Source organism: Pseudoxanthomonas sp. 134C1, assembly GCF_057773065.1.
This window is the reverse complement of sequence record NZ_JBYMTH010000001.1, coordinates 53,266-73,016: the sequence shown is the minus strand read 5'-3', so window position 1 is coordinate 73,016 and position 19,751 is coordinate 53,266. Positions and strand designations below refer to the sequence as shown.

The 19,751-nt window shown below is 63.8% G+C and carries 14 protein-coding genes; 8 read left to right on the top strand and 6 right to left on the bottom strand.

The window, feature by feature from the left end; genetic code table 11:
* Positions 1 to 61 precede the first annotated feature (61 nt).
* The 3 genes from AC3DEZ_RS00285 to AC3DEZ_RS00275 form a co-directional block, all read right to left on the bottom strand.
* Positions 62 to 3,145: a TonB-dependent receptor domain-containing protein gene (locus AC3DEZ_RS00285; RefSeq protein WP_488386416.1), complete on the bottom strand. Its 3,084-nt coding sequence runs from the start codon at positions 3,143 to 3,145 to the stop codon at positions 62 to 64.
* 88 nt (positions 3,146 to 3,233) lie between these two features.
* Complete coding sequence (locus tag AC3DEZ_RS00280) at positions 3,234 to 4,334, bottom strand: FecR family protein (protein WP_488386415.1); 1,101 nt, start codon at positions 4,332 to 4,334, stop codon at positions 3,234 to 3,236.
* Complete coding sequence (locus tag AC3DEZ_RS00275) at positions 4,312 to 4,899, bottom strand: RNA polymerase sigma factor (RefSeq protein ID WP_447103834.1); 588 nt, start codon at positions 4,897 to 4,899, stop codon at positions 4,312 to 4,314. The genes AC3DEZ_RS00280 and AC3DEZ_RS00275 overlap by 23 nt, the downstream gene beginning before the upstream one ends.
* Before the next feature lie 126 nt (positions 4,900 to 5,025).
* Here AC3DEZ_RS00275 and AC3DEZ_RS00270 point away from each other — a divergent pair, with 126 nt between their 5' ends.
* The gene (locus AC3DEZ_RS00270; RefSeq protein ID WP_488386414.1) at positions 5,026 to 6,090 is read left to right on the top strand and encodes a cyanophycinase; all 1,065 of its coding nucleotides are present in this window, start codon (positions 5,026 to 5,028) and stop codon (positions 6,088 to 6,090) included.
* Positions 6,091 to 6,116: 26 nt separating this feature from the next.
* Complete coding sequence (locus AC3DEZ_RS00265; RefSeq protein ID WP_488386413.1) at positions 6,117 to 7,139, top strand: isoaspartyl peptidase/L-asparaginase family protein; 1,023 nt, start codon at positions 6,117 to 6,119, stop codon at positions 7,137 to 7,139.
* Between the two features lie 351 nt (positions 7,140 to 7,490).
* Here AC3DEZ_RS00265 and AC3DEZ_RS00260 read toward each other — a convergent pair whose 3' ends face one another.
* The 3 genes from AC3DEZ_RS00260 to AC3DEZ_RS00250 form a co-directional block, all read right to left on the bottom strand.
* Positions 7,491 to 7,838: a VOC family protein gene (locus tag AC3DEZ_RS00260; protein ID WP_488386412.1), complete on the bottom strand. Its 348-nt coding sequence runs from the start codon at positions 7,836 to 7,838 to the stop codon at positions 7,491 to 7,493.
* A 75-nt stretch (positions 7,839 to 7,913) separates the two neighbouring features.
* On the bottom strand, positions 7,914 to 8,675 hold the full coding sequence (locus tag AC3DEZ_RS00255; RefSeq protein ID WP_488386411.1) for a helix-turn-helix domain-containing protein: 762 nt from the start codon (positions 8,673 to 8,675) through the stop codon (positions 7,914 to 7,916).
* A gap of 143 nt (positions 8,676 to 8,818) precedes the next feature.
* Positions 8,819 to 9,787 (bottom strand): LysR family transcriptional regulator, encoded by a 969-nt coding sequence (locus tag AC3DEZ_RS00250; RefSeq protein WP_488386410.1) that lies wholly within the window; start codon positions 9,785 to 9,787, stop codon positions 8,819 to 8,821.
* Between the two features lie 105 nt (positions 9,788 to 9,892).
* Between AC3DEZ_RS00250 and aceB the strand changes: the two genes are divergently transcribed.
* The 6 genes from aceB to AC3DEZ_RS00220 all read left to right on the top strand — a co-directional run bounded on the left by aceB (position 9,893) and on the right by AC3DEZ_RS00220 (position 19,617).
* Entirely contained in the window at positions 9,893 to 11,518 is a 1,626-nt protein-coding gene (gene aceB, locus AC3DEZ_RS00245) for a malate synthase A (RefSeq protein WP_488386409.1), read from the top strand.
* A 19-nt stretch (positions 11,519 to 11,537) separates the two neighbouring features.
* Positions 11,538 to 12,827, top strand: a complete 1,290-nt coding sequence (gene aceA / locus AC3DEZ_RS00240) for an isocitrate lyase (RefSeq protein WP_488386408.1) — start codon at positions 11,538 to 11,540, stop codon at positions 12,825 to 12,827.
* A 213-nt stretch (positions 12,828 to 13,040) separates the two neighbouring features.
* Entirely contained in the window at positions 13,041 to 17,963 is a 4,923-nt protein-coding gene (locus AC3DEZ_RS00235) for an RHS repeat domain-containing protein (RefSeq protein WP_488386407.1), read from the top strand.
* Positions 17,964 to 18,001: 38 nt separating this feature from the next.
* Positions 18,002 to 18,346 carry a hypothetical protein gene (locus AC3DEZ_RS00230; RefSeq protein WP_488386406.1) on the top strand — a complete coding sequence of 115 codons (345 nt, stop codon included), beginning with the start codon at positions 18,002 to 18,004 and terminating at the stop codon, positions 18,344 to 18,346.
* Between the two features lie 46 nt (positions 18,347 to 18,392).
* Positions 18,393 to 18,764, top strand: a complete 372-nt coding sequence (locus AC3DEZ_RS00225) for a hypothetical protein (RefSeq protein ID WP_488386405.1) — start codon at positions 18,393 to 18,395, stop codon at positions 18,762 to 18,764.
* A gap of 364 nt (positions 18,765 to 19,128) precedes the next feature.
* A complete protein-coding gene (locus AC3DEZ_RS00220) occupies positions 19,129 to 19,617 on the top strand; it encodes a hypothetical protein (protein WP_488386404.1) in 489 nt (162 codons plus the stop codon).
* The last annotated feature ends 134 nt before the right edge of the window (positions 19,618 to 19,751 follow it).

The following is a 19,751-nucleotide window of genomic DNA, read 5'->3' as shown; positions in this document are numbered from 1 at the left end:
CAAAAGAAAACCCGCCGTGAGGCGGGTTTTCCGTATTGCCGATCCGGAACCGGTGGCTGGCTTACAGCGCCTTGCCGCCCAGTTTCCAGGTGAACTGCAGGTAGTAGCTGCGGCCGAACGAATCGAACCACGAGGTGTCGTAGTACGGATAGTTCGCCCAGGTGGCGTCACGCGGCGGCATCTTGTCGAGCAGGTTGTTGATCGACAGCGAGATGCGCAGGTGATCGGTCACGTCGTAGCGTGCGCCGGCATTGAAGCGCCAGGTCGACTGCGTCCACGCATCGTTGTTGTAGTTGGCCACGCGGCCCACGTAGTTGCCGAACAGGCTCGCACCGAACGCGCCCTTGTCCCAGCTCACGCCGACGTTGCCCTTGGTGCGCGGCAGCGTGGTGTCGGCGAAGCTCACGTCCAGCATGTCTTCGGTCGGATCGCCCGGATACAGCTGGCGGGTGTGGCGATGGGTCCAGTTGTAGTTGGCGCGGAAGGCGAAGTCGCCCGCGACGGCCGTCGCCAGGCGGTAGTTGGCGGTCACGTCGACGCCCGAGGTTTCCTCCTTGGCGATGTTGATCGGGCTGAAGTGCACGCTGGTGATGAACCCGTCCTGGTCGCGGATGACGCGTGAGAGCGCGTCCACGCAGGTGGGCGAGTTGATATCGACCGAAGCACCGCTGTCGGTCACGCCAAGGCGGCAATCGGCTTCGGTCGAGCGCAGCAGTTCGCGGCTCTGCGTCTGCACCTGGTTGGACACTTCGATCTTGTAGTAGTCGATGGCCAGATCGAAGTTGGACACCGGTGACCACACGAAGCCCGCGGTGAACGACTTGCTGGTTTCCACGTCCAGATCCATGTTGCCGGTGTAGACGTCGAACGTGTTGATGTCCCAGCTGCCGTCGTCGTAGCAGTCGCCGTCGCTGAAGCCCGGCTCGTCGGTCCGGCACTGGTAGTAGTCGGTCGACACGGTGCGGTAGAAGTCATCGCCGGCGAACAGGTAGTGCATGTCCGGCGCGCGGAAACCGGTGCCGTAGGAACCACGCACCAGCAGCGTTTCGAACGGGCGCCATTCCAGGCCGGCGCTGTAGGTGAACTTGCCCGGATTCTTGTTGCCGTACTTGTAGCGGTCATAACGGCCGGCGAGGCTGGCCTGCAGCGAGGACAGCAGCGGCAGGCGGAATTCGCCCGCCACGCTCCAGCGATCGCGATCGCCTTCGCCGTCGCCATAGCGCGGGCCGTAGTAGGCGTCGGCGGTCAGCGCGTAGGGATCGGGATTGACCTCGTATGACTGCTTGCCGTATTCGACCGCCGCGGCGAAGCCGACGTCACCGGCGGGCAGGGTGAACAGCGCCGGCGTATCCAGGGTGAAACTCAGGTTGTCGTTGTCGGCCTTCGGATGGAAGGTGGACATCGCCGCGATGCTGGCGAACTCGGCCTGCGTCAGCGGGGTGAACAGGCGCGCCGGATCCGGGCTGTAGATCGCGTAACCGTCGGCGTCATAGCCCTGGCGCTCGCCCAGGAACAGGCGATTGGCCGCGTCGGCCCGGATGCGGGGCATGCCCACGTCGGCCTTGTACTGCGAATGGTTGTAGGCCGCTTCCCAGTTCCAGGCTTCGCCGAAAGCGCCCTGCAGGCCCGTGGTGACCGCGAAGGTCTTCTGCGTGGTGGTGTTCATGCGGTTGCGCAGGCCGCCCATTTCCTCCGGCGTGAACTGGCGCGACCAGGTTTCGTAGTGGCCGGTGGTCGCGTTGTAGAACACCTTGTCGTTGTTGTCGGTCGACGCCGGGTCGTGGAATTCCCAGCCCATCACATCGCTCACCACGTCATTGCCGTTGGTGCCGGTGAGCAGCTTGACCTCCTGGCGGCCCAGCTGGACATCGGCGAACCAGGACAGGGTGTCGGAGAAGCGGTATTCGAACGAGCCATACGCGTTGTAGCCCTTGCGCTCGTTCTGGATGGTGCGATACGCGATGGCGCGTTCACTGCCGCAGTACGGCTGGCCGAAGCGATCCTCGGCCAGCACGGTGGTGCCCTCGTTGAGGCCGGCCATCGCGGCGCAACCGTCCGCCGGCGCGATGTTGACGTCATCGTCCCAGTCATAGAGCTGCGCGGTGAGGCGAGGCAGCCGGCGGCGCGAGGTCGGCGCATCCAGAGTCGAATCCTGGACGCTGCGCTCGTAGCCCCAGAGCGGGCGCTTGTCGAGGAATTCCACGCCGACGATGCCGCTGAACTCGCCGCGCTCGAAGCCGGTGGTCAGGGTGAGTTTGTGCGACTCGCCGCCCCCGCGGCTGGTGTCGCCATAGCGGTAGTCGATGGTGGTGCCGTCGGTGGACTTCTTGAGGATGAAGTTGATGACGCCGGCCATCGCGTCGGAGCCGTAGACCGCCGAGGCGCTGCCGGTCAGCACTTCGATGCGATCGATCATGCCGAGCGGAATGTTGCCGACGTCGGTGAAGTTGCTGCGGCCATTGAGCGGCAGCGGGAAGTCGGCGATGCGGCGGCCGTTGATCAGCACCAGGGTGTGGTTCGGGCCGAGGCCGCGCAGATCGACTGCCTGCGCGCCGGGCGTGGACTGGGCGCTGGTGGTGTTCTGCTGGCCCTGCACGCTGCCGCTGTTCTGGCTGAGCGAGCGCAGCACGTCGGGGACCGAAGTGAAGCCGGCGGCCTGGATCTGCTCCGCGGTGACCACGGTAATCGGCGCCGGGCCTTCGATCTGCGCGCGCGGAATGCGCGAACCGGTGACCTGTACGTTCTCGAGTTGGGTGACAGGCTCCTCGGCGGCGTCAACGGACTGGCCGGTGGGAGCCGGAGTAGGGCGGGCGGCGGGGGCCGGACGCGGCGGGGCATCCTGGCGCACGATCACCACCGCGCCGGAGGCGGCATCGCGACGGGCGACATGGCCGCTGCCGCTGAGCACGCGATCCAGCGCCTGGTCGGCCGGGAGACTGCCCTGTACGCCCTGGGTGCGCAGGCCCTTGAGCTGGTCGGCGCGGTAGACGAACTGGGTGCCGGACTGGCGCGCCAGCGTATCGAGCGCCGCCACCAGGTCCCCGGCGGGGATGTTGACCTGCGCGGGTTTGGAATTCTGCGCCTGCGCACTCAGTGCGGCTGAACAGGCCAGGCTCAACAACAGGACACGCAACGACGACCGCATTGGATGGCTCTCCCCATGGGCGCACGGAAAGGCACCCTTGGCTATCAGGACGAACGAGCCGGGGAAATCCCCCGCCCCTCCGGGCGGGTCAGAGGCTGTGCAGGACGATGCGGTCGGCGCCGGCTTCGGCGCGAACCGGGAAACCCTGTTCCAGCAGGCGCACGAACGCGTCCACGTTCGACCAGCGGAAGTTGCCGCCCACCCGCAGCGCGCCCACGTCGGCATCGCCCATGACGAGCTTGCGCGCGTTGTAGCGGTTGAACTCGGACGCGGCCTCGGCCAGCGAGGTGTCGCGGAACGTCACGAAGCCGCTGCGCCAGTCGACCAGCCGTTCGGCGTCGGCGACCGAGCCGGTGCGCACCACCACGCCGTTGCGGCTGGCGATGGCCAGGCTGCCGGCCGGCAGCAGGGTGGTCGGCTGCGGATGGCCCTGGGCGCCGGGAGACGCCTCCAGCCGGACGGTGCCTTCGGTGACCACGACCCGCAGATCGGGACCGTCGCGGCGCACCGCGAAGCGCGTGCCCACCGCCACCACCTGGCGCGGCCCGGCGCTGACCACGAACGGCCGGTGCGGATCCTTGGCCGCCTCGAAGAACGCTTCGCCGCGCTGCAGCTCGATATGGCGCTCGCGCCGCGACAGGCTCACCGCGATGCGGCTGTCGCTGCTGAGCGTGGCGCCGGAGCCGTCGCTCAGCGGCACCCGGTTGAGGTCGCCCAGTGCGGTCGCGTAAGAGGCCTGTTCGGTCACCCCGTAGAAATAGTGGTGCGCCCCCAGCCCAGCGCCCGCCAGGACCAGCGCGCCGGTGAGGGTGGCGGCCAGCAGGCGCGGCCAGCGCGCCGGACGTTCCTCCCCGCGCGGCGCGAACACCAGCCGCGCGAGATCCGGCGGTCCGCCGGTCGGAGACGGCGCCGAAGCCACCGGCGCGCGCGCCGGGGCGGGGCGATCCAGCGGCGAAGCGCTCCATTGTCCGCGTGGCGGCGCGGCGTCACGCGCCTGCCCGGCGCCCAGCGCGGTCAGGCGCCCGCTTTCGTTCCAGGTCGATTCCAGACGCAGGAACGCGACCCGGTGCGCGGTGGATTCCGCCAGCCACGCGTCCAGGCCGGCCTGGTCGGTGCCGGCCCACGCGCCGCTCTCGCGTCGCGCAAGCCAGGCCGCCGCGGCCTGTTCAATCTGTCTGCTGCTGGCCATGTCCCGGTTCCTTTCCTGCATCCTGCAAGGCCTGCCGCGGGCGGGCGCGCGTGCCGCCCCCGCCGTAGAAATGTTCGGCGATCAGGCGGATTCCCTTGGCGACATGCTTTTCCACGGTCTTCTCGCTGATGCCCAGTCGCGACGCCACTTCCTTCTGCGGCAATTCCTCGACCCGGCGCAGCCAGATGACCTCCCGGCACCGGTCCGGCAGGCGGTCGAAAGCGTCGGCCAGGCGCTTGAGCACCTGCCGGCCGCCACACCACCGTTCGGGCGATACCTCGTCTATCAAGACGTTTATCGACTCGAAATCACCCACTGTCTCGATCGAGACCACCCGGCTGCGGCGCAGGCGGTCGGTCATCAGGTGGCGCGCGGTGGCGAACAGGAACGACTTGGGCGCGGTCGGCACCGACTTGCCGGCCGCCTCGTAGACCCGCACGTAGACTTCCTGGCGCAGGTCGTGGATTTCCTCCCGATGCGGCCAGCAGCGGCGCAGGAAATGCACCAGCGCCTCCTCGTGGACGAGGATTTCGCGGGCGAACCAGGCGTCGATGGATTCGGTCATCCCCCGACATTACCCGAATCCGCGCGGGCCAACGACGACCTTCGATGCTGCACAGCAGCGACGATCGGGGGAGGGGAAGCGCGCATCCGTTCGTCTTCAATGCAGGTGCCACCCTGGAGTTATGCGATGCCGTCACCGCTGTCCCGCCGCCTGTTCCTGCAACGCTGCGCACTGCTGATCCTGGCGCTGGCCGGCGCCACCGGCATGGCCGCCGCCGGCGCCGCGCCCGCGGATGCCTCGCGCCGTGACGGTTACCGCTACTTCGAAATCGGCGACCTGAAAGCGGCGCGGCCCGGCGCGACCGAAGCCGGACTGATGCTCGTCGGCGGCGGCGATTGGCCGTACGACGCCTTCCGCTGGATGATCGAGAAGGCCGGGCACGGCCGCATCGTGATCCTGCGCGCCTCGGGCACCGTCGAGGCGCAGGACGAATTCTTCAAGGACATCGGCGGCATCACCGCCGCGCAGACCCTGGTGTTCGACGACCGCCGCGCCGCCAGCGATCCGGAAGTCCTGCGCATCGTGCGCGAGGCCGACGGCATTTTCCTCGCCGGCGGGGATCAATCCAACTACGTGCGCTTCTGGAAGGGCACGCCGCTGAACGAAGCGCTGGACGCGCACGTGCGCGCCGGCAAGCCGATCGGCGGCACCAGCGCCGGCCTGGCGATCCTGGGCGCGTTCGCCTACGGCGCGATGGACGGCGGCAGCATCGTCTCTCCCACCGCGATGACCGATCCGACGGGTTCGGAAGTCACCCTGGTGGATGATTTCCTGCACATGCCCTACCTGCAGAACGTGATCACCGACAGCCACTTCGGCGAGCGGGATCGACTCGGCCGCCTGATCGCCTTCGTCGCCCGGCTGTCGGCCGAACAGAAGCGCGCGGATCTGGTCGGCATCGGCATCGATGAATACACCGCGCTGTGCATCGACGCCCACGGCGTCGCGCGGGTCCACAGCGGCGACGGCGGCCATGTCTGGCTGGTGCATCCGCGGCGCCAGGCCGAGGTGTTCGCCGCCGGCAAGCCGCTGACCTTCCGGGACGTCCCGGTGACCGGACTGGATACCGGCAGCGAGCTGCGGTTTCCGGACTTCAGCGTGAAGCACCCGGCGTTCGAACGCCGGGTCGATGTGGTCAACGGCGTCCTGGGCGACGCCGTGCGCACCGCCTCGCTAGAATCAACCCCCTGATCCACTGCCCTTCCGGAATCACTGCCATGACGAACCTGTTGCGTGCGTGCTGCCTTGCGTTGTTGGGAATGGCGGGCACCGCCATCGCCGCGGATGCCGACCGACCGGTGCTGGTCATCCATGGCGGCGCCGGCGTGGAGCGTGGCGACCTCGCCCCCGAGGAAATCGCCGCCGCGCGCAAATCGATGGAAGCGGCGCTGCGCGCCGGCCACGCCCAGCTCGCCGCCGGCAAGCCGGCGCTGGACGCCGTGGCCGCCGCGATCACCGTGATGGAGGACGCGCCGAGCTTCAACGCCGGACGCGGCGCGGTGTTCACCCATGACGGAAAGAACGAACTGGATGCCTCGATCATGGATGGCGCCAGCGGCAAGGCCGGCGCCGTGGCCGGCGTGCACCGGGTCAAGAACCCGATCCAGCTGGCGCGCCTGGTGATGGACAAGTCCAAGCACGTGATGATGGTCGGCGACGGCGCCGAAGCGTTCGCGACCGAGCAGGGCGTGACCCTGGTGGATCCGTCCTACTTCCGCACCGAGAAGCGTTGGCAGCAGTTGCAGAAGGCGCTGAAGGAAGAGGCTTCCGGACAGGCCCATGCCGATCTGGAAACCGCCAAGCACTTCGGCACGGTCGGCGCGCTGGCGCTGGACGCGCAGGGCCATCTGGCGGCGGGCACGTCCACCGGCGGCATGACCAACAAGCGCTACGGCCGGGTCGGCGACTCGCCGATCATCGGCGCCGGCACCTACGCCGACGCGCGCTGCGCGGTGTCGGGCACCGGCTGGGGCGAGTACTACATCCGCGCGGTCGCCGCGCACGACATCTGCGCGCGGGTGCGCTACGCCGGCCAGGACATCGCCAGCGCCGCCAAGGCGGTGATCAACGACGAGATTCCCAAGGCCGGCGGCGACGGCGGCGCCATCGCGCTGGCCGCCGATGGCAGCATCGCCTTCCCGTTCAACACCGAAGGCATGTATCGCGGCTGGATCGGCGCCGACGGCGTGCCGCACGTGGCGATCTTCGCCGACGACCCGCTGCCGATGCCGAAGAAGTAAGCCGGGCCATCGCCATCCCGCACTTGTGGGAGCGACGTGAGTCGCGAATCGACCCGGGGAGCGCGTGACCCGAAAAGTTCGCGACTCACGTCGCTCCCACAAGGGAGCTCCGCGGGGGCGGCAGGCTCGCCGTGGATCGGACACTTGTAGGAGCGACGTGAGTCGCGAATTGATCCCGGGGAGTGCGTGACGCCAAAAGCTCGCGACTCACGCCGCTCCCGCAAGGAAGCTCAACAGGGGCGGCAGGCATGTCGAAGATCGGGCACTTGTGGGGACGACGTAGGTCGCGCCCCTATCCCTTGAACATCGCGGGTCGCGACTCAGGTCGCTCCTGCAGGCGCAAGGGATGAATCAGCCCTGCGACCACACCGCCAGTTCGTAGCCGTCGCGATCCAGGAAATGGAAGCGGCGGCCGCCGGGGAACGCGAAGATGGGCTGGCTGATGCGCCCGCCGGCGGCTTCGACGGCGGCCTGGCTGCTTTCCAGATCGTCTGACTGGATCACGATCAGCGCGCCGCCCGGGCGCGGTTCGCCATGCGTGAAACCGCCGGTCAGCCGGCCATCGCGAAACTCGCAGTAGTCCGGGCCGTAGTCCTGGAAGGTCCAGCTAAACGCCTTGCCGTAGAAGGCCTTGGCTGTGGCGATCGAGGCGACGTTGAACTCGACGTAGTCGATGCGGTGGTGGTGGGATTCGCTCATGGCGGGGGCTCGTGGAGAAGGTGGGCGCGCAGTATCGCGCGATGCCCGGAGCGCGTCTTGGAAAAAACGGCCAGCTCAGCCGTGCCGCCGCGCCAGCAGGTCGGTGGGCGTCAGGCCGGTGAGCAGGCGGGTGTCGCGGACCAGGTGCGAGGCGTCGCCATAGCCGGCCTCCAGCGCCCGCCGCAGCAGTGGCAGATCCGAGGGAGCACGCAGGAAACGTTGCAGGCGCAGGATCCGCGCCAGGGTCTTGGGGCCGTAACCGAACGCGTCATGGCAGCGCCGCCGCAGGCTGCGTTCGCTGATATCGAATTCGCGCGCAAGCGGGGACGATGGCATGGCTTCGGGGTGATCCAGACGCGCAAACAAGGCGCGCATGGCGGCATCCGCAACCGGCGGACCCTGGCGGGCGATGGCGTGCTGCAGGGATCGCAGGCGCTCCGCTGGATCGGCGGCGTCCAGGGCCAGCGCATCCGTCAAGCGCCGTGTCCGCGAACCCCAGAGATCGCGCAGCGCGACCCGCTGGCCGGTGATGTTCCGCAACGGCAGGCCGAGGAACGCCTGCGCGGCGCCCGGCGCGAACCGGACCGCGGCCAGCAGCGCGCCGGGCGCGATGGACGCTGGCTGCGCGACCGGATCCGGCCCGGCCACGAACACCTCGTCGCCCGTCCAGATCAGATCGACGCAGCCATCGGGGATGACCAGCACCTCCGCCGCCGGTCGTGACGACGCCCGGTAGGTCCAGGCACACGTCAATCCCGCGCGCAGCGGCGCGGCCGGCGCGACCTCCCGGTATGCCGGCGCGGAAGAAGGCGGGGTGGTGGTGGTATCGCGGGGCATGGTCGGGCGACAGGTTACGCGTTCCTGCCGTCCAGTGAACCGGCGCACGCTCATCGTGCGCGGCGTTCCGAAGTTGTCGGTGGATACTGTCCGGAGCGGGTAGGGTAGGCGAAGGCGCGGGCCGCTTCAAACGCGACGCTGGATCAACGCTCGGAATGCCCGCTGTCGTCGTAGTCGCGACGGGTGAACAGATCCGGATGGATCAGCTCGATGAAGGCGCGCGCCTGCGGCGACAGGAACTTGCCCTTGCGCACGATCACGCCGTAGCTGCGCGAAGGAAACCAATCGCTGAGCGAACGCGTCGCCAGGCGCCCGCGATCGGTGTCGGTCAGGCAGATCGAACTGACGATCGACACGCCCATGCCCATTGCCACGTATTGCTTGATCACCTCCCAGCCGCCGACCTCCAGCGCCACCGTGTAGGGCACGCGGTGCTGCTGGAACACCAGATCCACCAGGCGATAGGTGATCTGGCGTTTGGGCGGCAGGATCAGGCCGAAGGGGGAGATGTCGGCCAGTTCCAGTCGCGGCTTGTTCGCCAGGGGATGATCCGGCGGGGTGATCAGCAGTGGTTCGAACCGGTAGATCGGCGCGTAGCTGAGGTCGGCCGGTACGTCCATCATCGATCCGACCGCCAGATCCACCGCGTCGGAGCGCAGCAGATCGGTGCCGTCGGCGGTGATGGCGTTGTGCAGGGTCAGGCGCACGTCCGGATGCTGCTGGCGGAAGTGCTCCACGATGCGCGGCAGCAGGTACAGGATGGTGGAGCTGTTGGCGGCGATGTTCAGTTCACCGGCGTCCAGGCCGGCCACCTTGTCGTGGAAGATCGCCTCCAGGCCGTCGATGCCCTCGACCAGCGGCTGGGCCAGCTCATACAGCAACTGCCCCTCGCGGCTCGGACTCAGGCGTCGGCCGCTGCGCTCGAACAGCACCACCCCCAGATCGCGTTCCAGGGCCTGCAACTGCAGGGTGATGGCGGGCTGGCTGACGAACAGCGCCTCGGCGGCGCGCGATACCGAGCCCAGCCGGACCGTCTGGCAGAACGCCCGCAGGGGCTTCAGCCGGTCCGACTTGTAGGCGAATCGCAGCGTGGCGGGGCGTTTTTCAGGCATTTTGGCTGAAATATAAGTACAACTTATTAAGTGCATTGACAAAACTGTTTTGTCAAATAGTTTGCTGCGGCGCACGGTAGGCCTCCAAGCAGCAGGAGTCCCGAAATGTCCGCCGCCGTTGCCCTGAGCCAAGCCGAACCCGCGTCCCGCCCCACGCCCGGCATCAGCCTGACCGTCCGCCACCATGAGCAGGCCGCGCTGTTGCCGCCCGCCGCCCTGGCGCTTCTGGTCTCGCTGCACCGTGCGATCGAACCCGGTCGGCAGGCCCGGCTGGCGGCGCGCCGCGAACGGCAGGTGTTCTTCGACGCCGGCGGCCTGCCGGACTTCCGCGACGACACCCGCGCCATCCGCGAAGGCGACTGGCGGGTCGCGCCGCTGCCGGCGGCGCTGCTGGATCGCCGGGTCGAGATCACCGGCCCGGTGGATCCCAAGATGGTGATCAACGCGCTGAACTCCGGCGCGAAGGTCTACATGGCGGATTTCGAGGATTCGACCGCGCCGACCTGGCACAACCTGCTTACCGGCCAGAAGGCGTTGATCGGCGCCGTGCGCGGCGATCTGACCCATACCGCGCCCAACGGCAAGCAGTACGCGCTCAAGCCGTTCGAGGAGCAGGCCGTCCTGCTGGTGCGTCCGCGCGGCTGGCACCTGGACGAGAAGCATGTGCGGATCGACGGCCAGCCGATCGCCGGCGGCCTGTTCGATCTGGCGGTGTTCGCCTTCCACAACGCGCGCGCGCTGGCGACCGCCGATCGCGGCCCGTACTTCTACCTGCCCAAGTTGCAGAGCATGGAGGAGGCGGCGCTGTGGGAGACCGCGCTGTCGCATATCGAAGCCGCGCTGGGCCTGCCGCAGGGCCAGATGAAGGTCACCGTGTTGATCGAGACGCTGCCGGCGGTGTTCGAGATGCACGAGATCCTGCACGCGCTGCGCGATCGCATCGTCGGCCTGAACTGCGGCCGCTGGGACTACATTTTTTCCTACATCAAGACCTTCCGCCGCCATCGCGATCGGGTCCTGCCCGAGCGCGGCCAGGTGACCATGACCCAGCCGTTCCTCAAGGCCTATTCGGAACTGCTGATTCAGACCTGCCACCGCCGCGGCGCGCACGCGATGGGCGGCATGGCCGCGCAGATCCCGATCGGCAACGACGAGGCGGCCAACGAACAGGCGCTGGCGCGGGTACGCGCGGACAAGCTGCGCGAGGTCACCGCCGGCCATGACGGTACCTGGGTCGCGCATCCGGCGCTGATTCCGATCGCGCGCGCCATCTTCGACGAGCACATGCCCGGGCCGAACCAGCACGGCGTGCTGCGCGAGGACGTGCGGGTGACCCGCGACGATCTGATCCGCCCCAGCACCGGCACCATCACCCGCGCAGGTTTCGAGGGCAACGTCGAGGTCTGTGTGCGCTACCTGGCCGCCTGGCTGGATGGCAACGGCTGCGTGCCGATCCATTGGCTGATGGAGGACGCCGCGACCGCCGAGATCGCGCGCACCCAGATCTGGCAATGGCTGCACACGCCCGGTCTGCATCTGGCCGACGGGACCGCCATTGATTTCGCGCTGCTCGACGCCACCCTGCGCAACCTGCCGGCCCGCCTGGGCGATCGCGCGGCGCTGCCCGGTGGCGACAAGGTCGACGAGGCCATCGGCCTGCTCGACGCGCTGAGCCGCAGCGAAGAGCTGGCCGAATTCCTGACCCTGCCCGCCTACACCCGCATCGACTGACCCCCTCCGGAGAACGCCCATGAACAAGCTGCCCACCGCCCAGGACATCCAGAAGGACTGGGACACCAATCCGCGCTGGCAAGGCATCACCCGCAACTACAGCGCCGAGGACGTCGTGCGCCTGCGCGGCACCGTCCCGGTCGAGCATTCGATCGCGAAAATCGGCGCCGAGAAGTTGTGGAACTACCTGCAGACCGAGGATTTCATCAACGCGCTGGGCGCGCTGACCGGCAACCAGGCGATGCAGCAGGTCAAGGCCGGCCTGAAGGCGATCTATCTGTCCGGCTGGCAGGTCGCGGCCGACGCCAACCTGGCCGGCCAGATGTATCCGGACCAGTCGCTGTATCCGGCCGACTCGGTGCCGGCGGTGGTCAAGCGCATCAACAACACCCTGCTGCGCGCGGATCAGCTGCATCACGCCGAGGGCGACGACAGCACCGACTTCCTGCAACCGATCGTCGCCGACGCGGAAGCCGGGTTCGGCGGCGTGCTGAACGCCTTCGAGCTGATGAAGGCGATGATCGAGGCCGGCGCGGCCGGCGTGCATTTCGAGGATCAGCTGGCCAGCGTCAAGAAGTGCGGTCACATGGGCGGCAAAGTGCTGGTGCCGACCCGCGAGGCGGTGGAGAAGTTGAACGCCGCGCGCCTGGCCGCCGACGTGATGGGCGTGCCGACCCTGCTGGTCGCGCGCACCGACGCCGAGGCCGCCGACCTGCTGACCAGCGACATCGACGCCAACGACCAGCCGTTCGCCACCGGCGAGCGCACCGTCGAGGGCTTCTTCAAGACCCGCAATGGCCTGGACCAGGCGATCAGCCGTGGCCTGGCCTACGCGCCCTACGCGGATCTGGTGTGGTGCGAGACCGGCAAGCCGGACCTTGAGTTCGCGCGCAGGTTCGCCGAGGCGATCCATGCGAAGTTCCCCGGCAAGCTGTTGGCCTACAACTGCTCGCCGTCCTTCAACTGGAAGAAGAATCTGGACGACGCCACCATCGCGAAGTTCCAGAAGGAAATCGCCAGTTACGGCTACAAGTTCCAGTTCATCACCCTGGCCGGCTTCCACAGCTTGAACTACTCGATGTTCAACCTGGCCCACGGCTATGCCCGCCGCCAGATGAGCGCGTTCGTGGAGCTGCAGGAAGCCGAGTTCGCCGCCGCCGACAAGGGCTTCACCGCGGTGAAGCACCAGCGCGAAGTCGGCACCGGTTACTTCGACGCGGTCACCCAGGCCATCCAGCAGGGCCAGTCCTCGACCACCGCGCTGAAGGGTTCGACCGAGGAGGAGCAGTTCGCGGAGAAGGCGGCGTAGTCCACGAGACAAGAAGGTTGAAAGAAAAAGCGCCGAGCATGTTCGGCGCTTTTTTTGATCTTGTTCGATCAAAAGTCGGGAAGAATAGAACGCGAGATGACTAACTAACTTCAGAACTGTGTCCACGTTCCGAAAGTGCAACTCAAGGTCGTGCCTAGGATGGAGCACGTACACCGGGAGAAGGAACTCGTGGAAGAAAGTTTGGAAAACAGGATGCCACGCCGCAAGCGCGGGTGTGTGCTGGCAATCTTCTTCGTCGCTATGTCGGAATTGATCATCGGGAATGCCATCGCGGGCGTGCTTCCTGACGTCGATTATCAGAAACGCATAAGGGCCGCGACCACCCTGCAGCCGGTTCGTCACGGCGACTTCGGCGAGGAACTCAATTTGTTCACGGGTGAGCCGGAGTTCTCCCTTCCGGTCATAGACATTCCCGGGAACTCTAACCTTAGGGTTTCGTGGACAGAGAGGTACAACATCAATGTCAGTGGCCCCTTCGATCCCAACGAATCAAAAGGAGGGATATGGAAAAAATATCCGTTCCTCGTCGAAGTTCCATTCCTCAAGGCGGTTGTGCCTTACGGCGGCAACAACTCGAACTACGGAGATTGGAGCATGGCTGCGCCGGGATACGGGAACGGACGATATCGCCGTTGCTCACTGACATATCGACCTTATGTGACCGGCGAGGGATCCTGGCTGGACGAAGAGGTCACTCCCGGCGGATATCAGATGCACATTCCGGGTGATGGGATGCATGAACTTCTGATCGCCAATGAAGATGACGGTGGGCCTATGGACGGCAGGTCATATCCATGGAGAACCAAGGCGAATCATCGGATTGGATGCCTGGAGAAGATAGAGAACGGCTTGCCAGGAGAGGGGTTCTTCGCTGTTACACCCAGCGGTGACAAATACTATTTTTCCCATGCACACAGAGTGCTGGCTCCTACCTTGGTTGTCAAAGATATCAGGCGGGACCCTTTTGATCATGAGGGGAATGCCAGGCGTTTGATGCGGGAGCAAATATATCTGCTGGCGACACGCGTGGAAGACCGGTTCGGGAACTGGGTCAGTTATACCTATCAGCGCGGCAATCTCTCTCGCATTGAATCCAATGATGGGAGGTGGATCGAGCGCGTGGAGGACGGGGCCGGAAAAACGGTCCGGCTGACTTCTTCGGTAGGAACTTGGACGTGGACGCCTCAGGGCTGGACACAGCCGGATGGAAGACCGTCGTGGCGTGTATCCGGAATTCGCGATGTTGAGCTTCAGAGCGCACACGATCTTCCCCCGCGATCGGGACAATGTCGAGACTGGGGACTGCTCGACATCGTTTCCTTCCCACAAGACATCAAGATTACGCACCCTTCGGGTGCACACGCCGAGTATCGGGTGTCCTATCGGAGGCAGAGCAGGGATGGTGTCATTAAGCTGTGTCAGGAGAGGGCCCCGGGCTTGTTCTATCTCGTGGAGCCCAACTACATTGATGGTTATGTGATCGAGTCACGTAGGGTAACAGGGCCGGGTGTACCTGCTCTTGAATGGAAGTATGAATATCCCGCCTACTACAGCGCGGGTGGTGGCACGTGGGGTGAATTCAATCCCGGGCTGCCAGGAGCCGTCCAGTACGCAGGACGCGAGCAGAAGTTGATACGGGTCGTCGGACCGGGTAAGCAAGTGGCATTGCATACGTTCGGAACTCGCTGGCGATTCAACGAAGGGCAACTGCTGAAAGTGGAATACGGAACCATGGATGGGGAGCGAGACAGCATTCTGAGAAGCGAGGAGACGAAATACCAGCCCGCGCATTCGAATTGGCCACAACCATTTCCGCGTGAGGTTGGATGCAAGCTTGGATGGGGAGCATATGCTGGCTGGTTCGGGACCATCCACTTTGATAGGTGCAAGGACTTCGATGCTTTGCAATTGCCGATTCTCGAACGAAAGATTAATCAGGATGGTGCAAGGTTCGTCCAGTCGGTTAAACGCCACGACCGGAATGCTCGACCTGTTGGCATGCAGGCGGAGAGTTCGACCGGATATCGCAAGACCGAGACTGTCGAATATCACGATGATCCCACGCTCTGGGTGCTGGGACAGACCAAGCGGATGACGACCAACGGCATGGAAACCAGCCAGATCGAGTACGGCTGGAAAGCTCTGCCGTCGAGAACCTATGCCTTCGGCAAACAGCAACAGACCCTCGGCTACCATGCTGACGGCAACTTGAAGTCGGCGAGGGATGGAAACGGAAATGTAACCACTTACGGCAGCTGGAAGCGTGGTATCCCGCAGCTCATCGTCCATGCAGACAGCACATCCAGAACGGCGACTGTGAATGACGCTGGTTGGATTACCTCGACCACGGACGAGAATGGATACAAGACCTGTTACAGCCATGACGCGATGGGAAGGCTATCCCGCCTGACCCATCCCTCCGAGACCCGGGCGGGCATTTGCGATGCCGGCACCTGGGCAGAGACGACGCAGACCTTCGAACCGGTGGCCCAGGCGGAGTATGGTCTGGCCGCCGGTCACTGGAGGCAGACGACCAGTACCGGCAACGCACGCAGGGTGACTTACTACGACGCGCTATGGCGTCCATCGGTGGTGCGCGAGTATGACGTGGTGAATATGGCGGGGACCCAACGCTTCAGCCGGTTCGCTTATGACCACGAGGGAAGAATAACGTTTGCGTCCTATCCGGGTCCGACCGAGAGACTGACTGCTGGCACGTGGACCGAGTACGACGCACTGGGTCGGGTGACGGCGATGAGCCAGGATAGCGAGCAGGGGCCGCTGACCACCATCACCCAGTACCGGGGTGATGCCACCGGTGCGTATGTGCGCACGGTCAGCCCACGCGGCGTAGTGACGGTGACCCGGCACCAGGCCTTCGACCAGCCCCGCTACGACACGCCGGTACTCATCGACCAGGGCCAGAACCTGACCGAGCGGGTGGGCATCGACATCACCCGCGACGTGTTCGGCAAGCCGCTGTCCATCCGCAAGCGCAACGCGGCCGGGACGCTGGCGGTGACCCGCAGCTTTACCTACGACAGCGCCCAGCAACTATGCAAAGTCATCGAGCCAGAGACAGGCACGACAGTGTATGGCCATGACGGCGCTGGCAATCTGATCCATTCAGCAATGGGTTTGCGGGGGTTTGGAGACACCGCGTCCTGCAGTGGCAAGGGAGGGTGGCTCCAGGTGAAGTCTCGAGCGACCATGCGCACCTACGATGCCCGCAACCGGGTCAAGACGCTGGTGTTCCCGGACGGGCGGGGCAACACCACCAATACCTACACGCCGGATGGCCAACTGGCCAGCACGGCGGTGGACAACGACGGCACCAACGTGGTGACCACCAGCTACGACTACAACCGCCGCCGCCTGCCCACCAGTGAACGGATGCAATGGGGCAGCATCGATTGGTCCATTGGGTACAGCTACACCGCGCTGGGCCACCTGGCCAGCCAGACCTACCCCAATACCGGCACGGTGGCCTTTGCCCCCAATGCCCTGGGCCAGCCGACCCAGGCCGGGCCGTATGCCACCGGAGTGCAGTACTACCCCAACGGGGGGCTCAAGCAATTCACCTACGGCAACGGCATCGTCCACACGATGACCCAGAACGCCCGCCAGTTGCCGGCGCGCAGCACCGACAGCCATGGGGTGCTGGACCTGGGCTATGTCTACGACAAACATGCCAACGTCACCGGCATCACCGACTACACGACCGGCGCCCGCCAGAGCCGCGCCATGATTTACAACGGGCTGGACCAGTTGCTTCAGACCACCGGCGCCAGCTTCGGCGTGGCCAACTACGGCTACAACGTGCTGGACAACCTGACTTCGATGAAGGTCACAGGGGGGAGCCACGTCCGCGACCACACCTACCACTACGACGCCAGCAACCGGCTGACCAGCGTGACCAACACGGTGGGCGGGGCCACGGTAACGGGCTTGAGCTACGACGTGCAGGGCAACCTGGCCAACAAGAATGGACAGGTGTTCAATTTCGACTTCGGCAACCGGTTGCGCGGCGTGAACGGCGTGGCCAGCTATGTCTATGACGGTCATGGCCGGCGGGTGCGGGACTACACCACGGCCAGCAAGTACAGCCTGTACAGCCAGAGCGGGCAACTGGTGTTCGACAACGATGGCCGGGCCGGCAAGTCCAGCCAGTACGTGTACCTGGGTGGCAGCCTGGTGGCGGTGCGGGAGGCGGCTGGCAGCACGACCACGGTGAAGTACCAGCACACCGACGCCTTGGGCACGCCCGTCGCGGTGACGGATGCGGCCAAGGCCATCGTTCAGAAGAGCGAGTACGAACCCTACGGACAATTGGTCAATCGGCCGTTGACGGATGGGCCGGGCTTCACCGGGCACGTGCAGGATGCGGCCACCGGGTTGACGTACATGCAGCAGCGGTATTACGACCCGCTCCTCGGGCGGTTCCTGTCGGTGGACCCGGTGACGGCGTACTCCAGCCCGGTAGCCAACTTCAATCGCTATTGGTATGCGAACAACAATCCGTACAAATTCATCGATCCGGATGGGCGAAAGGCAAAGCCAATTGATCCGAATGATCGGACTGGTTGCGGCAGCTCGTCCTGCCCATCAGGAGGCGGTAAAAGAACCAGAGATTGGGATCCATCGAAAGGACGCGGATCAGACCGAATAGATACCTCGGATGGTCCTCGAGTGTGGGTAAGCCCTACAGGAAAAGGAATTCGGGGATGCGATGGATATGGATGTGGTCACAACGGAGCTCGTCGAGCTGGAGGAGCCAGGCAACATCTAGGGAGCGACTTCGTTTCCGATGCAGGTCAGACCGTACGTGCGCCAACAAATGGATTGATAGAGCGCAGATCAAATCCATATGCAGATGACGCTCGCTACACGGGACTACAACTACGAACAGACGAAGGAATAGTAGTGAAGTTATGGTATGTGACCCCTAAGGCGCAGATAGTAGGGTCTGAAGTCGCGGTCGGGCAGGAAATTGGTACGGCCCAGGATCTGTCAACAAAGTACAGAGGAAACATGACAAATCACGTTCATGAAAGGATCACTTCGTCGGAAGGAAACAACGTAGATCCCGCCTCAATAACATGGCCGCTTGAATAGATTGCAGGAAGACTATGTCAAGGATATTCGTGTGCCTAATGGTTTTTCTACTTCAATCTTGTTCTATAGGTGGAATAAAAAAGTTCGAAGGTTCTTACTTCTGGGGAGTGGAGGAGGAAGTGCTGGTTTCGTGCGGGGGAGAAGCATTCTGGCTTGAAGGAAGTTCATCTGATCTCGAACCTTTTAGGGATATTGTTCGTAAAGGAAAAGAAAGCGGTTCTGACAAGCCTATCTTCGTCGAACTGCTGGCAACCGAAGAAAAAAAATCCACTGACGGATTCGCCATGGACTATGACGGTGTTCTAGTGATAAAAAAGATCAGGCTGATCTCAAAGAATATTCCGGAGAGGTGCCATTTTGAAGATGTGACGGAAAATCAGTAGGGCATCAATTCCATGTGACAACGTATCGGGCTATGCACTAAAGGCAATGCCGAAGAAGCGAAAACAACCGGTGCATCTCGCGTATGTTTCAGCTGGGCTAGCCTCGCTAGCCAGAATCATGAAAGCTATCTCGACCACCATCATCCTGTCTCTTTCTTTGTCTGCATTGTGGCCGGACAACCATGCATGGAAGAGAGGGCGTAGCCACAAGATTGATTTAGGGGTCATTCCAATTGGGGCGAATCCGAACGATCTAGATAAGTTTGCCGATACAGACTGCAAGCGGAGGACAATTTTAGTGATTGCTCTGCCTGGGACGAGGATGGGATTCGCTATGCAATTTTCGATGGTGCGGTCTCTGTTGTTTCTGCGCACCGCAAAGAAGTATCTCATCGCTTACGACTTCCTGCCGGAATGATGTTTGGCGAGAAGATCGATGTTTCTGCAAATAAGGCTGGAAAATTCTTCCTCGTTCATTTTGATTCTTCGAAATCAAGCGATCGGACTGTTTATGTGTCAAGGGAGGATGTCGGATCTTCGTCGGGAAGATTGTTCACTCTTGAACTCGTAGGAGACAGTCAAGGGCGTCTTGTCGAGGTTGTTCAGAGGACAGATTTCTGAAGATCTTCGCTTGGAACTTCAAGTGGAGGTCGGGCTATAGGAGGAAATATGCCAAGATCCCAATGGCGTGGTGAACGGCAAAAATATGTCGCCAATGGATGGCAAGTGGCGATGCCTGGCTTTCTAAAGAATCAGGTAGCAAAGCAATGAATTTTGGCGGCATGCCATTCTTAGTTGGACTAAGCATAATCGCTGGATGCGCGCACGCCGGTTGCTTTGGTAGTCAGGTTGTTGACGAGGTTGAGATCCCATCTACTTTTCTTTCCTACCTGCGTGCGAGGGACGTTGACGCTATTGCCTGCATGGCAAGGAATGAGAAGATCTTTGACCAGGTTTCCATGGACTACTTGGTGGGAAGCGACGGTTACAGGTTCCCGGTGAGGGAAGATTTGAGATCCGCCACTGTGATACTCAGCAATCAGGAAGTGATCACGAAGACAGTCACTCAGACAAATGATGACGGGTCAAAGGAAATTGATGTCGTCTATCTGCCGACTTCAACCGCAAGAACGTTCGAAGAACTGGACGCGATGGTAAGAAATGGTACGGCGGAGCCGTTTCTCAACTATGTCGTTTGCAGGTATCACCTGGACAACGGCGAGGTATCGATGCCCCACGTCTGCTATGCGGAAACGGATGTAATTGACTAGCAACGCCATCTGAAAAGCCCATTTCAATTGTCTTGAAAGACCGCGCCGCACGCGGGGCTGTACCAGATTGAACTTCCGTAGGTACGCCTTTCCAGGCTGCTATGGCCGGGCCGCAAGCATCGAAACGCATGCCC